This is a genomic window from Rhizobium sullae (genome assembly GCF_025200715.1).
Taxonomy (GTDB): domain Bacteria; phylum Pseudomonadota; class Alphaproteobacteria; order Rhizobiales; family Rhizobiaceae; genus Rhizobium; species Rhizobium sullae.
Genome location: NZ_CP104143.1, coordinates 638,609 through 654,837 on the forward strand (window position 1 = coordinate 638,609; position 16,229 = coordinate 654,837).

5 protein-coding genes are annotated in these 16,229 nt (G+C 61.4%); 4 read left to right on the forward strand and 1 reads right to left on the reverse strand.

Annotation, left to right across the window (positions count from 1 at the left end; genetic code table 11):
* Positions 1 to 64: 64 nt before the first annotated feature.
* From N2599_RS03185 to N2599_RS03200, 4 genes are all read left to right on the forward strand, one after another.
* Complete coding sequence (locus tag N2599_RS03185; protein ID WP_027507621.1) at positions 65 to 790, forward strand: DUF899 domain-containing protein; 726 nt, start codon at positions 65 to 67, stop codon at positions 788 to 790.
* Between the two features lie 29 nt (positions 791 to 819).
* The gene (locus N2599_RS03190) at positions 820 to 1,290 is read left to right on the forward strand and encodes a DUF1579 domain-containing protein (RefSeq protein WP_037140636.1); all 471 of its coding nucleotides are present in this window, start codon (positions 820 to 822) and stop codon (positions 1,288 to 1,290) included.
* Between the two features lie 45 nt (positions 1,291 to 1,335).
* Positions 1,336 to 2,118 (forward strand): VOC family protein, encoded by a 783-nt coding sequence (locus tag N2599_RS03195; RefSeq protein ID WP_027507619.1) that lies wholly within the window; start codon positions 1,336 to 1,338, stop codon positions 2,116 to 2,118.
* Between the two features lie 279 nt (positions 2,119 to 2,397).
* Positions 2,398 to 15,219 (forward strand): T1SS-143 repeat domain-containing protein, encoded by a 12,822-nt coding sequence (locus N2599_RS03200; protein ID WP_311319496.1) that lies wholly within the window; start codon positions 2,398 to 2,400, stop codon positions 15,217 to 15,219.
* Positions 15,220 to 15,292: 73 nt separating this feature from the next.
* On the opposite strand, the gene N2599_RS03215 is transcribed toward N2599_RS03200, so the two are convergent.
* Positions 15,293 to 16,072: a GGDEF domain-containing protein gene (locus tag N2599_RS03215; protein ID WP_244915055.1), complete on the reverse strand. Its 780-nt coding sequence runs from the start codon at positions 16,070 to 16,072 to the stop codon at positions 15,293 to 15,295.
* Positions 16,073 to 16,229 lie beyond the last annotated feature (157 nt).

The window sequence follows — 16,229 nt, forward strand, 5'->3', positions numbered from 1 at the left end:
TTTAGTCAAGTGAATGAAAACGAATGCCGGTCCGAGCCGGCGGCGCCGGAGGAGGGCGCAAGCGATGCAGAATCAAGTCGTTTCCCGTGAACAATGGCTCGAAGCCCGCCGTGCGCTTCTTCTGAAGGAGAAAGAAGAAACGCATCTCAGAGACAGGATCAATGCCGAGCGCCTGGCCATGCCCTGGGTCACGGTCGACAAGGACTATGTCTTCGACACGCCGCATGGAAAGAAAAGCCTTTCCGATCTCTTCGATGGCCGCAGTCAGCTGATGATCTACCACTTCATGCTCGGTCCCGATTGGGAGGCCGGCTGCCCCGGCTGCTCGTTCCTCTCAGACCACGTGGATGGCGCGCTGCCGCATCTCAACCATCACGACGTCACCTGGGTCGCGGTTTCGCGCGCGCCGCTTGCCAAGATCGAGGCCTACAAGAAGCGCATGGGCTGGAAATTCCCGTGGGTCTCGTCCTTCGGCAGCGATTTCAATTTCGACTACCACGTCTCCTTCACCAAGGAAGATCTCGCCAAGGACAAGGTCTTCTATAATTTCACGGCGATCGATCCCGCCGAGGCCCATGACGAACTGCCGGGCATCAGCTCCTTTTACAAGAACGAGAAGGGTGAAATCTTCCACACCTACTCTAGCTACGCTCGTGGGCCGGAGGAGTTGATCGGCACGTTGATGATCCTCGACCGCGCGCCGAAAGGCCGAAACGAAAACGGCACGATGGATTTCGTCAAGCGCCACGACGAATACGAGGATGCTCCGAAGACGCAATCCCGTCACTGAAACCTGCGAACATCACCCAAGGGAGAAGGATGATGGAAAAAGCACAAGTGCTGGAGGAGCATCGCTTCCTCGAAAAGCTGGTGGGCGTATGGGATGTCACCGCGCCCGAAATGAGCGGTGACCAGCAATGGACAGAGATCGTGCGGTCGCTGCACGGCATCTGGTTCGTGGCCGAAGGCAACGGCGAAATGCCGGGCGGAGGTGCCGCCACCACCATGCTCACCCTCGGCTACAATGCCACCAAGGGTAAATATGTCGGCACTTGGATCGGCTCGATGATGGACCATCTGTGGGTCTATGAAGGCGATGCCTCGCCGGACGGCAAGGTGCTCAGCCTCTACACCCGCGGCCCCGATTTCGAGAACAAAGGTGCCGAACAGGATTACCGCGAGCAGATCATCTTCATCGACGACGATCACCGCACGTTCAACTCGGCGGCCAAGCAGCCGGACGGCAGTTGGAAGCAGTTCATGGAGGCGCATTACACGCGCAAGCCGTGATTCCGAACCAAGCCCGACCTCACACGCACGAAAAGGAAAAAGATCATGGCTTCCGATACACATGGAAAATTCATCTGGTGCGAACTGATGACGCCCGACACCGCGGCGGCTGAAAAATTCTACGGCTCGGTCGTCGGCTGGACGACGAAGGAGATGACGATAGGGGAGATGCCTCCCTACACCATCTTCGAGGCGGACGGCCGCGGCGTTGCCGGCATGATGACGTTCCCGGCCGAACTCGAAGGGCAGGGCATTCCGCCAAATTGGACGGGCTATGTCTGCGTTGACGACGTCGACCAGACGGCGAAGGATTACGAGGCAAACGGCGGCCAGGTGCGCCGCCCGCCGGAAGATATCCCGACGATCGGCCGCTTCGCCATCGTTGCCGACCCGCATGGCGCCGTCCTCGGCATCATGACGCCGCTGCCGATGGAAAACCCGCAGCCGGAACTGCCCATGAATACGCCCGGCCATATCGGCTGGCACGAACTGATGGGCGGCAACATGGAGGAAGCCTTCGCCTTCTATTCGAAGATATTCGGCTGGACCAAGGACCACGATTTCGACATGGGCGAGATGGGCGCCTATCGCATCTTCGCCGAACATGGGAAGCAGATCGGCGGCATGATGACCAAACCCGCCAATGTGCCGATGTGCTATTGGGGCTATTACTTCAACGTGCCTGCGATCGACAGCGCCATCGAACGCGTCAATGCGGGCGGCGGTAAGATAGTCGTCGGTCCCATGGAAGTGCCCGGCGGCAGCTGGATCATCAATGCGACGGACCCGCAGGGCGCCTTCTTCTGCCTCGTGGCGCCGGGCCGCTGATCCACTCACTGAAACGGCGAATCGAAATATTGAAAATGACCGGTGGCGGCTCGTTGAAACGGGCCGCAACTTACTTTTGAGGGTAAAGCCTGTCCTGCTAATCTCTTAATTTTATTCAAATTTTATCGTTCCCGCCCGAAAACTGCCCCGCAGGGTTAACCCTTCCTGAACATTTTTGGGGGGATGCATAATCGGCTATATCTGCGTGGTTAAGGAAGTATTGCAATCGGGACGTCCGCGTAATTGATTGCACCCCAGTTGTTCATTTGGGGTACTGTCATGTCTATCGAAGAAGATCTGCGCATTTCGAACGTCGATGGCGAAAACGCGCCGCACGAATTTCTTTCGGACATTCGCGAAGCCGCAGGATACGACGAAGCAAAGTCGGCCGAAATTGAGCGCGTCGAGCTCGCCCAGGCGCAGAGCGGCGAACAGACCCCGAAGACTGACCGCGTCGAGAACGTTCCACCCGCACCTCCCAGTGGCAGCCCGAACGAGGTCGTTCCGGATCAGAACAACATTGCCCACCTTCCAGCCGACGTCTCGCTCGACGACATACGCATCGAGGGCAGCAACCTAGTGCTCGTCCAAGCCGATGGCACGGAAATCGTCATCGTCAACGGCGCGCTGCACGTCCCGGCCTTCATGCTCGGCGACGTCGAGCTTCCGCGCGACACCGTTATCGCGGCGCTGAACGACAGCAACATCAACGTCGCCGCTGGCCCGGATGGCGGGGATACCGCAACCCCGGCAGCGCCGAGTTCCGGCGCCGAATTCCAGGACACGATCCAAGACGACGGCGACGCCCCGACCGAACTGGCTCAGCTTCTGGCGGATACGCAGCAGCCGGATGCGAGCCCAGACAATGGCCCGGAATTGTTCGACGACGTCCCAGTGGTGATCTCTGGGTCGCAGCTTCTGACGCTCACAGAAACGGCAAACGGCGAGGGCGGCTTCGAAGAGCAGACTGTCAACGGCCAGTTCGGCTTCGACGGCGGTGAGGATGTCGGCGTCATCACCGGCATTGCCTTCGTCGGCACGACGAATATCGACGAAGAAGGCGGCACGACCGGCGTGCCGAACGGCCTGACCTCCGGCGGCCAGCCCATCACCGTCACCGTTTCGGCCGATGGCCTGACGATCACCGGTACGGTCGAAGGCAGCGACACGCCCGTCTTCGTCCTCCAGGTCACCAACATCGAAACCGGCGCTTTCACCTTCACCCAGTCCGGCCCGCTCGATCATCCAGATCTGGGCCAGACCGGTGCTGCCGACGCGCTTCGCCTGCAGTTCAGCTACACCGTCACCGACAAGGACGGCGATTCCTCAACCGGCATCGCCTCGATCGATATCAATGACGATGGTCCAAGCATCGACCTCGGCGACGCCACGGACAACAGCACGGTTAGCGAAGCGGGTCTCCTCGGCGGCGAGAGCCCTGCAATCACTGGCGGCATTTCGCTCGGCGTCGACTGGGGCGCCGACTACGGCGTCAACCGCGACCTGACGTTCGACGCCCAGAACGCCCCCGGAGGCCTGACCTCGCACGGTGCGGCAATCCACTACGAAATCTCCGGCAACGGCCACACGCTGACGGCCTATACGGGCCCTGAATCCGGCGAAGGACGCATCAACGTCTTCGTCGTCACGCTCGATCCGAAGGCCGCGCACGGCACATACAGCTTCCAGCTGCTGACCAGCATCGACCATCCGCAGGGTGAAACGCAATCGCAGGACACGCAGATCGACCTCTCGTTCGGCGTCACTGCCAGCGACGCCGACGGCGATACCGTTGGTACGAGCTTCACGGTCACCGTCAACGACGACGTACCGAACGGCAATGAGGCCGCAAACGAAGCCGTCATCAACGACGACCTGCAGGAGGTCTTCCCCGGCAATGCCGGCGGCGAAGGCGATGCAGGAACCGTTACCACTGTCAGCGGCGGCGCAGGCTCGCTCTTCACGCCCGGCGCCGACGGTTTCAAGAGCATCGTGCTCGGCGAACAGATGAGCTTCAGCGCCATCTACCAGGGTGAGGATGGTTTCGCGCACACGGAATCCGTCCAGTGGGGCAAGCCTTCGATCAGTGGCACGGATACGACGTTCACGGCGATCGGCGGCACCAGCGGCCAGACTGTCGCAACCCTCGTCGTCCACGCCGACGGCTCCTACGAATTCACCGTCAGCGCGCCGCTCGTTCATTCCGACAGCAACACGGCCGAGGACGATCTCTCCCTGGCGATCAACTACATAGTCACCGACGGCGACAACGACACCGCGAAGGGTTCGCTCACTGTCACCATCAACGACGACACGCCGACGGCAAGCATCGTCACGGCGGAAACGGTGCTGGACGATGAAGCGCAGACGGCTTTCCCTGGCAACAACGGCGGAACCGGTGACGTGGCCGATACGAAGTCCGTGACCGGTGCTGCGGGCGCATTGTTCACGGCCGGCGCCGACGGCGTCGCATCCGTTTCCTTTGATGCGCCGGAAGGTCTGAAAGCCATTTACAATGTCAATGGCCACGGCGTTCAGGAAGCTTTGAGCTATACGACGACCACCGGCGAGAACGGCGAAACCGTCCTGACAGCCACCGGCGTCGACACTCATGCCGTCGTCTTCACCCTGACGGTCGGCGCCGATGGCAGCTATCAGTTCGATCTCTCCGCCCCGCTGGTTCACCCGACGGCCGGCACCTCCGAAGAAAACCTGCCGCTCACGATCGGCTTCACGGCGACGGACGGCGATGGCGACACGGCGACTGGATCGCTCACCGTCACCATCAACGACGACACGCCGACGGCAAGCATCGTCACCACTCAAACCGAGTTGGACGATGAAGCGCAGACGGCGTTCTTGGGCAACAACGGCGGAACCGGTGACGTTGCCGATGCTAAGTCCGTGACCGGCGCAGCCGGCGCATTGTTCACGGCCGGCGCCGACGGCGTCGCATCCGTTTCGTTCACCACGCCCGAGGGAATCAAGGCCATCTACAATGTCGACGGCCACGGCGTTCAGGAAGCTCTGAGCTATACGACGACCACCGGCGAGAACGGCGAAACCGTCCTGACAGCCACCGGCGTCGACACTCATGCCGTCGTCTTCATCCTGACGGTCGGCGCCGATGGCAGCTATCAGTTCGATCTTTCCGCCCCGCTGGTTCACCCGACGGCCGGCACCTCCGAAGAAAACCTGCCGCTCACGATCGGCTTCACGGCGACGGACGGCGATGGCGACACGGCAACCGGTTCGCTGACGATCGGCGTCAACGACGACGTCCCTGTCGCCAACGTAGTCACGGCCGAAACGGTGCTGGACGACGAAGCGCAGACGGCCTTCCCTGGCAACAACGGCGGAACCGGTGACGTTGCCGATTCGAAGTCAGTGACCGGCGCAGCCGGCGCATTGTTCACGGCCGGCGCCGACGGCGTCGCATCCGTTTCCTTCGATGCGCCGGAAGGTTTGAAAGCCATTTACGATGTCAATGGCCGCGGCGTGCAGGAGGCGTTGAGCTATGCCACGACGACAAACGAGAACGGCGAAACCATTCTGACCGCAACCGGCGTAAACAGCCACAATACCGTCTTCACCCTCACAGTTGGCGCCGACGGCAGCTACAAGTTCGATCTCTCCGCTCCGCTGGTACACACGACCGCCGGTGCTTCGGAAGAATACCTGCCGGTCACCATCGGCTTTACGACGACGGACGGCGACGGTGACACTGCGACCGGCTCGCTGACGATCAACGTCAACGACGATGTGCCGGTTGTTTCGCAAACGGTTATTGCAGTTACTGCCGACGAAGGCGATATTTCCAATCTCCTCCTGTCGCAGGGCAACAGCCCCAATGACGGCACGGCGGATGGTTCGTCTTCGGAGCCCTCGGTGTTTGGTCTCGGCGATGCGGCGACTGTCTCGGGCTCGGTTGCCTCGACCGTTTCTTTCGGCGCTGACGGTGCAGCTCGAGTCGGCAGCTTCTCGTTTGCTGCCGACGCCACCCAAACACTCTCTGCATTGCAGCTATCGTCAAAGGGCGGCGAACTGTCCTACACGGTGATCGGCGACATGATCATCGGCTATGTCAACGCCGGCAGTGCGGGCTATAACCCTCTCTTCGACCGTCCGGTCCTGTCGCTGATGCTGAAGGGCGACGGCAGCTTCACCTTCCAGCAATATGATCAGCTCGACCATGCTCTAGGCGCTGGGAATGATTTGCAGGCAGGGGAAAGCCACACGATTGCTGGCATCGACTTCGGCTCGGTCATCAAGGCAACCGATGCCGATGGTGACAGCGTCACGCTCGGCGGCAAACTCGTCGTGACGATCACCGATGATCTGCCGACCGTTTCGATTTCGCTGACGGGCCGAACAGTTACGCATGACGAAACCGCCGGCCAGAATGTTGGCAGCAACGACACCGGCGCGCTTTCGGTCTTCGCAGGCTTGGAAAGCGGCGAAAGCCTGCAGGCCTTGGGCTATGCCCGCGGTGGCAATGCGATCGTCAATTCCGGCTCGAGCGCGGGTGCGGACGAACCGAAGAGCGTTTCGCTGACGCTTGACGTCACGGATGCCAATTCCGGCCTGAAGACGATTTCTGGTGAAGCGGTTACGCTGACGGAAGAAAACGGCCTTGTCATTGGCCGCGATGCCCATGGCGATGCCGTCTTTGCGATCAGCATCGACAGCTCCGGCCGCGTCAGTATCGGTCAGTACCAGGCGATTCAGCATCCGAACGGCGGCGATTCCAATGACCTGGTGAACCTTGTCGGTAAGATTTCTGCTGTTGTCACCGCGACCGACTTCGACGGCGATGTCGCGACCAAGTCGATCGACATCGGCGGCAAAATCCAATTCCGCGACGACGCTCCGGTCCTGTCCGGCCCGGCAGTTGCGGTCACATCCGATGAAGGCGACATCTTCAACTTCCTGTCGCAGGGCAACAGCCCGTTCGACGGTGAGCAGGATGGCTCCTCTTCCGAGTTCAATCTGTTGCCCACCGGCTTTTCTGCAACGGTTACCGGCTCCGTCGCCTCGACGGTCGCCTTTGGCGCCGACGGCGCGGCTCAAGGTGGCGGCTTCTCCGTCACGGCCAATGCCACCCAGACGCTCGCTGCACTGCATTTGTCGTCGCAGGGCGGCGAACTGTCCTACACCGTGATCGGCAACATGATCATCGGCTATGTCAATACCGGCAGCCCAGCCTATAATCCGTTCGCCGACCGCCCGGTCCTGTCTCTGACGCTGGAAAGCGACGGCAGCTTCCAGTTCCAGCAGTATGACCAGCTCGACCATGCATCGGGCGGCGGCAATGACCTGCAGTCCGGTTCGGCGACGGTTTCCGGCATTGACTTCGGTTCTGTCATCCAGGCGATCGACCGCGACGGCGACAGCATCACGCTCGGCGGCAAGCTCATCGTGACGATCATCGACGATGCGCCGGTCGTCAGCATCTTCCGGGACGGCTCGGTCACCATCGACGAGAGTGGAGGCGACGATAACGACAACACGAGAGAGCGGAGCGTTAGAAACCTCTTCGCCGGCGTCACGCATGCGGGCAGTGATCCGGACATGCGGGTGGTGTATGCGCGTGACGATGTTGTGGATACGACTGTTTCCGTCGGCGCGGATGGACCGGCAGCCGCCAGCCTAACGCTTCGGATCGACAATGCTGCTTCGGGCCTCACCACGACCGCCGGCGCGCCGATCACGCTGACACTGGAAAACGGCATCGTCGTCGGCCGCATTCCGACGGGCGAGGCGGCATTCGCAATCCACGTCGACTCCGACGGACGCGTCAGCGTGGCCCAGTATCTGTCGCTGTCCAACCCGAACGTGAACAAGGCGGACGACGACAGGATCGACCTCGCAGGTAGGGTTTCCGCCGTGGTCACCGCCATCGACAGCGACGGCGATATTGCCAGCCAGTCGGTCTCGATCGGCAACGCCATCCGTTTTGATGACGACGGCCCGGTTCTGGACAGGCCAGTTACCTCCGGCCCCTCGTTGTCCGAAAACGACCTGCCGGACGGCACCTCGCCGCATACGCCTGGTCTTTCGGCGACCGGCTATCTCGACATCTCGCTCGGTGCGGACGGCGGCAAGGTCGTTCTCGCCGCCAGCCAGGCGACCTGGTCGGATGCGACCCATTCGCTGACGGCCAATGACGGCTCGTGGAAGATCGTGCTGAATAGCAACGGCACCTACACCTTCTCGCTGCTCGACAACACGCTGGCGCATGGCCCGGCCAGCAACGGCGCCAATAATCTGGCGATCAGCGTCACCTACACGGCGACGGACGGCGACGGCGACAAGATCACCGGCACCTTCGGGGTCGGCATCAAGGACGACGTTCCGGTCGCCGGAAATGTTGACCGCTACATCACGCTCAGTGAAGCTGACATCAACGGCTCGACGCCGGATACGGAATCGAAGAGCTTCACGGTGAATTACGGTGCTGACGGCGCAGGCGTGACCACCTTCACCGGCGCAGTCCATCTCGACCTCGGCCCAGGCATGCAGGGCAATATCGACTTCACGCTGGCGAGCCCCGGCGCGACGTATGTTTCGCCACTCAAGGCAGACGGCCAGCCGCTCACCTTCCAGCTTTCCGCCGACGGCACGAAGATTACCGGTTACGTCGGCACTATCGGCAACGCCGTGATCGAGCTCGCCGCAAATGGTACGACTGTCACCGCCAAGCTTCTGCAGGCGGTCGACCATTTCGCAAAAGCCGACGGCTCGCCGATCGACATGCTGCGCGTCGATGCAACCGTCGCCTTCCATGATGGCGACGGCGATACGACCACCAGCATCATCCGCGTTGAAGTCAATGACGACATGCCAACCGCAAGCTATTCCGGCCGCATCACGGTCCAGGAAACCGCCAATGCCAACGGTTCGTTCATTGAGACCTCCGCGACCGGCACGATGGTGTTCGACGGCGGCGCGGACGGCGCCAAGGTCACCTCGATCGCTTACGGCCTCGGCAGCACTGGCCACCCGCTGATTGCGGATGCCGATGCGGCCCAGTTTGCCGCCCATGCTCTGCAATCGGGTGGCAAGGACATACACATCGACCAGCAAGACGGCCTGACGCTGTTCGGCAAGCTTGCCAACGGTACGGTGATCTTCAAGATCGAAGTCACCGATCCGGCAACCGGCGCTTACAAGTTCACGCAGTATGGCCCGATCGACCAGGCCGACGCCAACGAGACCGGTGCTGCCGACGGCGGCCGCATGAAGATCGTCTTCACCGTCACCGACGGCGACGGCGACACGGCGACGAACAGCCTGCAGATCGACATTACCGACGATGGTCCGAAAGCAAGCTATTCCGGCCGCATCACGGTCCAGGAAACCGCCAATGCCAACGGTTCGTTCATTGAGACCTCCGCGACCGGCACGATGGTGTTCGACGGCGGCGCGGACGGCGCCAAGGTCACCTCGATCGCCTACGGCCTCGGCAGCACTGGCCACCCGCTGATTGCGGATGCCGATGCGGCCCAGTTTGCCGCCCATGCTCTGCAGTCGGGTGGCAAGGACATCCACATCGATCAGCCGGACGGCCTGACGCTGTTCGGCAAGCTTGCCAACGGTACGGTGATCTTCAAGGTCGAAGTCACCGATCCGGCAACCGGCGCCTACAAGTTCACGCAGTATGGCCCGATCGACCAGGCCGACGCCAATGAGACCGGTGCTGCCGACGGCGGCCGCATGAAGATCGTCTTCACCGTCACCGACGGCGACGGCGACACGGCAACGAACAGCCTGCAGATCGACATCAACGACGGTGGTCCGTCCGTTGCGGCACCGGCTGCCACCGGCACGCTTTCGGAGACTGGCCTGCCTTCGGTCAGTTCCGTCTTCGGCGATCTCCATGTGAATGTCGGGGTCGATAGCAAGGCGGCGCATGTCGCGATCGGCACGGACGGCAACGGAAACCCGATCATCGACAGCGGCCTCACCTCCGACGGCGTGGCCCTGGAATACCTCCTTCGCACGACGAACGGCGTCGATCAGGAAATCGTTGCGTTCAAGGCCGGCGATACTGCCGATAATCCGGTCTTCATCGTCAGCGTCCTGCATCCCGGCAGCTTTGCCGCGACGCTCTTCCAGAACCTCGATCACCCGGACGGCAGTGATAACATTTCGCTGAACCTCGTCGCCCGCGTCTTCGACGGCGACGGCGACTATGTCGATCAGCCCTTCACCATCAATGTTGCCGACAGCGTTCCGACGCTGGTCGCCAACATGACGGCTTCCGGCAATGTGATGGAAGGCGGCTCTACGCTTGAGACGCACAGCTTCGCATCGGGTACGGTCAATCTTGCCATCCCGGACGTCAGCACGATCACTTCGACCATCACGGTGCCTGCCGGGGGAACGATCCACGACGTCAACGTCTCGATCAATCTCACTCACACCTTCATGGCGGACCTTGAGATCACGCTGATTGCCCCGGATGGCACTCGGATTCGGCTTGTCGACGATAATGGCGGAGCTGGCGATCCGAACGGCACCATCATGTTCGACGACGAAGCGGCAAACAGCTTTACCTCCGCTCCCCCTCCATTCGTCGGCACATGGCGTCCAGCGATCGACCAGCTTTCCCTGCTCGACGGTAAGAGCATGGCGGGAACCTGGACGCTGGAAATCAGGGACGATCTTGGAGCTGATGTGGGCACTCTGCGCGACTGGAGCCTGCAGGTCGAGGCTGGCCACGACGTCTCGTCTGCGAATGTCGATCTTTCCTCGCTGGTCTCGGTCGGTGCCGACGATGGCAATGGTACTGCGGTATTCGCGCTGAAAACCATCGCAACCGCGGAAAGTCTCGGCACGGTTACGGCCGGCGGCCAGCAGGTGAAGGTGGTTTCCGACGGAACCACGCTTACCGGCTATGCCGAAGGTGCGCCCGGAACGCCGCTCTTCACGCTGACTGTGTCGGCAAACGGAACGGCGACCTTTGTATTGCACGGCGAATTCGATCACGCCGCCGGCAGCGATAGCCTGCCGCTCGATCTCGGTGCCTATGTCAAGGCGGTCGACAGCGACCACGATGCGGTGACGCTCGGCGCCAGTCAGTTCGTCATCAACGTCGCCGACAGCTTGCCGACGGCTGCAAACGTGACTGCGGCTATGTCGGAGAACGACAGCAAGAGCGTCACGCTCATCGAAGGCACCCACTTCACCTTTGGTGCGGATGAGATTGGTGCCGCTCTGTCCTTCGGAACGCCGAGCTACACAGGGGTTCCGGCCGGGCTGATCCTGGGCACGCCGTCGATCACGCTCGGCGCCGACGGTCACACGATCACGATCAATCCCGGCACGGCGTTCGACCGTCTGCCGGCAGGACAGACCGTAGTCCTGCACATTCCGTACACCGTGACGGATGGCGATCACGACTCGGTCACAAAGGACATCGCGGTCACCATCAACGGCACCAACGACGCACCGGCTTTCGGTTGGGGCGAGACTGCCGCTCCCTTGACGGAGCATGCCGGCCAGGTTGGTTCGAGCGAGATTCGAGTCAAGACCGGTCATCTGACTTTCGTCGATCCGGATGCCAGCGATCATCATATGGTCTCGATCGAGCAGGTCAGCACCAGCAACCCGGGCGGTAGTTATCTCGGCGCGTTCTCGGCGTGGCTGAACCATTCGCCGACGGACGCGTCCAACTCGGGCCGGATCGACTGGAAGCTGCAGGCGGCCGACAGCTCGTTGGACTTTCTTGCCGAGGGCCAGACGGTGACGCAGGTCTATAAGGTGATAGTCACGGACGCCAGTGGTGCACTCAGCTCAAAGCTGGTAACGGCGACGATCACCGGTACCAACGATGGGCCGATCATCACGGTTGATGCTGGCGACAGCGCTTTTGCCGCCCTCACGGAAACGAACGCCGGCCTCAGCACGACCGGTACTCTGAGCGTCGCCGATGTCGACGTGACCGACAACGTCACAGCGAGTGTCACCGGTGTCACGGCCGGCGGCGCGGGTATTGAGGCCCGCTTTACTTCGGCTCAGTTGCTGAGCTTCTTCAGCATCGGCAGTGGCGCGGTCATCGATGGCGCGCATACGGCCGGCGATATTCACTGGACGTTCAATTCCAATTCCGAAGCCTTTAATTTCCTGCCCAACGGCTGGCAGTCGCTCATCGGCTACACTGTCGAGGTGAGTGACGGCCACGGCGGCACCGACACCCATGTAGTCCAGATCAAGCTGACCGGCACCAACGATGCGCCGGTTGTCAGCGGGGAAGTCACCGGCACGGCCACCGAGAATGGCGCAAGCGTCACGCTCGACGCGCTTGCCAATGCGAGCGACGTCGATCTCGGCACCACCCTGTCGGTCGACGGCCTGGCGGTCAGCGGCTCGCCGGGTGCCCTGCCGGCCGGCGTGAGCTACGATGCGGCGACGCATTCCTTCACGCTCGATCCGAACCACCCGGCCTACCAGTCTCTGGCGGCCGGCGCGACGACGACGGTGACGGTGAACTACAGCGTCTCCGACGGGATCACGACGACACCGGCCTCCGTCTCCTGGACGGTAACCGGCACCAACGACGCGCCCGAAACTCAGGCCGTGACGCTGGCGGCGATTGCCGAGGACAGCGGCGCGCATCTGATCACGACGGCCGATCTTCTGGCTGGCGCGACCGATGTCGAACACGACACGTTGACGGTGAGCGGCCTTTCGGCCTCCTCCGGCACGCTGGTCGACAATGGCAACGGCACCTGGACCTTCACGCCTGATACTAACGACGATACTGCGGTCAGCTTCAGCTACACGGTGTCGGACGGCACGGCGAGCGTTGCTGGCAGCGCGACGCTCGACCTGACGCCGGTCAACGACGCGCCGGTTGTCCCGGCCGTGACGCTGGCGGCGATTGCCGAGGACAGCGGCGCGCATCTGATCACGACGGCCGATCTTCTGGCTGGCGCGACCGATGTCGAACACGACACGTTGACGGTGAGCGGCCTTTCGGCCTCCTCCGGCACGCTGGTCGACAATGGCAACGGCACCTGGACCTTCACGCCTGATGCCAACGACGATACTGCGGTCAGCTTCAGCTACACGGTGTCGGACGGCGCGGCGAGCGTTGCTGGCAGCGCGACGCTCGACCTGACGCCGGTCAACGACGCGCCGGTTGTCCCGGCCGTGACGCTGGCGGCGATTGCCGAGGACAGCGGCGCGCATCTGATCACGACGGCCGATCTTCTGGCTGGCGCGACCGATGTCGAACACGACACGTTGACGGTGAGCGGCCTTTCGGCCTCCTCCGGCACGCTGGTCGACAATGGCAACGGCACCTGGACCTTCACGCCTGATGCCAACGACGATACTGCGGTCAGCTTCAGCTACATGGTGTCGGACGGCACGGCGAGCGTTGCCGGCAGCGCGACGCTCGACCTGACGCCGGTCAACGACGCGCCGGTGGCGGTGTCCGATGTCCTGACGAGCGTTGCCGAAGACAGCGGCGCCCGGACGATTTCGTTCGCATCGCTGACGGATAACGACAGCACCGGCCCGGCGAACGAAACCGGCCAATCGCTGACTGTGACGGCCGTCAGCAATGCGATCGGCGGCACAGTGGCGATCGTCAACGGTCAGGTGGTGTTCACACCTGCCGCAAACTTCAATGGCACTGCGTCGTTCGACTACACGATCAGCGACAACGGCAAGACGAACGGGAGTGACGACTTCAAGACCAGCATCGGCCACGCCAGCTTCACGGTGACGGCGGTCAACGAAGCTCCGGTTGCCAACGAGGATGGCCCATTTGCAACGTTGGCCAATACGGTCCTGATCGTTACGACCGGGTTGCTTGCCAACGATAGCGATCCAGACGGCCAGACGCTGACGGCGGTCATAGACACTGGCCCGCAGCATGGAGCGATAAGCAGCTTCAACGCTGCCACGGGGACCTTCACCTATACGCCGACGGCTGGCTTCGTAGGTGTGGATACGTTCACATATTATGCGACGGACGGCGCATTGCAGAGCAATCCGGTGACGGTCTCGATTATCGTTTCCGGGGGATCGGTAACCAGCCAGGTAATCAACTTCGGTAACGCACCGGATATCGGGGACTTTTCGACAACCGCCTTCAACGGCGATTGGACGATCTTGATGGGTAACGGCAAGGACAAACTCACCACCAGTTGGGACCATGATGGTGGTGTCACATCCTATTATGGCGGCGACACCGTGAGCGATGCGGGCCACAACCAAGACTACGTCAATATTGTTTTCTCTGCGGAACAACTTCAGGAAATCCTCCTCAGCTCGACATATCGAGCTGAATTGCAGGATTTCCTTGACGGTGGCATCGGAAGCGGCGATTCGGCAAATCGCACCCTGGATTTGTCAGGCTCGAGCTGGCACGCGAAGGTTGCGATGTTTGGCGACGCCTCGCTTTCGCTGGCGGTCGTTGACGACAATGGACATACGACGTCCACTGTGACTTACGCAGCAATTGGCGAAAATCTGCCGGATTACGTGGCGGGTTCCGCCGGAAATGACACGAACAATCTGATCGTTGGCACGACCGGCGACGACACGCTTTCCGGTGGTTCGAGCGACAGCGATATCGCCGGCAACGGCAACGATATACTGGCCGGCGGCGGCGGTAACGATACGCTCTGGGGCGGCGACGGAAGTGATCTTCTTCTTGGCGGCGCCGGCGACGACCAGCTGCGCGGCGGTAGTGGCAACGACATTCTCTTTGGCGGCGCCGACGACGACATTCTTGTCGGCGGTTCCGGCCTCAACATGATGACCGGCGGCGGCGGCAGCGACACCTTTGTCATTGATGCTGCCGCCTTCAAGGAGGTGAACCTTACCGATGTCATCACGGACTTCGAGAACAGTCAGGGCGATACGCTGGACGTCTCCAACCTCCTCAACTCGCTCTTGGGTCACGAAGCGAGCCAGGCGGAGGCGCTTGCGAACGTGAAGGGCACGGTTGCCGCAGGCAGTACGACCATCAGTGTCAACGACAACGGGACCTGGCACGATGTCGCGGTGCTTCAGAATTACACGTCGACGGTGAAGATCCTCTATGACGACGATCATCACTCAACGACGACGCCGACCGCTTGATCGGTTCGTGAGTCACTCTTCAGGTGTGAATCTGGAAAAGGCGCCCCGGCGCCTTTTCTGCTTTTTATTCCGCTCACGCCGCCGGCAATCTGGCGATGGTGATCGGCTCGCCGTCCTCGGTCGCGCTGTCGAACGCCATCTCGTCCGCAAGCTGCCGGATCCGGTTGAAATCCTCCGGCCCTTCGAAAAGAGCGCCGCCGAGCTTGATCTTGAGATCGAGGGGGGCTTCCTCGGTCTCGAAGGCTGCCAGCGAGACGCGCCTGCGGATGCGGGCGCCGATGTCCTGGGCATTTTCGGGCGTGGCGCCGGGCAGGAAGATGCCGAGTTCGTTGGAGGCGAGGCGGGCGACGAGGTCGCCGCTCCTGACCGAGCTCTTGATGATGTCGGCCAGCGACTGCATCACGGTGTCGGCCCATTGCGGGCCATAGCGGCGGCTGATCGCGTCGAGCGTCTCGATAACGACGGCGATCATGATGCCGCCGGTATCCGTTGCGATCTTCCGGCGGCGGTCGGAGTAATTCTGCATCGCAGCCGCAAAAGCGGTGCCGGTGAGCGCGTTCGTCACGGGGTCATGGCGGGTGGCATGGCTCATTCTGGAGCGTAGCGTTTCAAGTTCCGCTTTTTGCAGTTGCAGCGCGAAAAGAAGCGGAAATGCAACAACAAACGAAATTGGAGGAATACTCACGAATCCTACCAAAAATGGTTTATCCGGGATTAGAAGGTTTAAGATAAGTAAAAGACCAACGGATCCCGCTAGGCAGCATGTTGCGCCGATTGCAGCGCGCAGCAAAGCGGGTTTTACTGTGGCGGGGGAGTAACGGTTAATAAAAATCATGGTCGTCGGGATACTCACTAGGGGTGAGTGTGAAGCTAACCGCGAGCACAACAAGCGCAGGTTAAAAAATCCTGTAAAATTGTTGCTTTGGCTGTGGAAACCTCATGAGTTAACTGTCTTCTCAGGAAGCTGGCTCAGCTCAGTTGGAGTGTTGATAACATAATGCTACTGACTT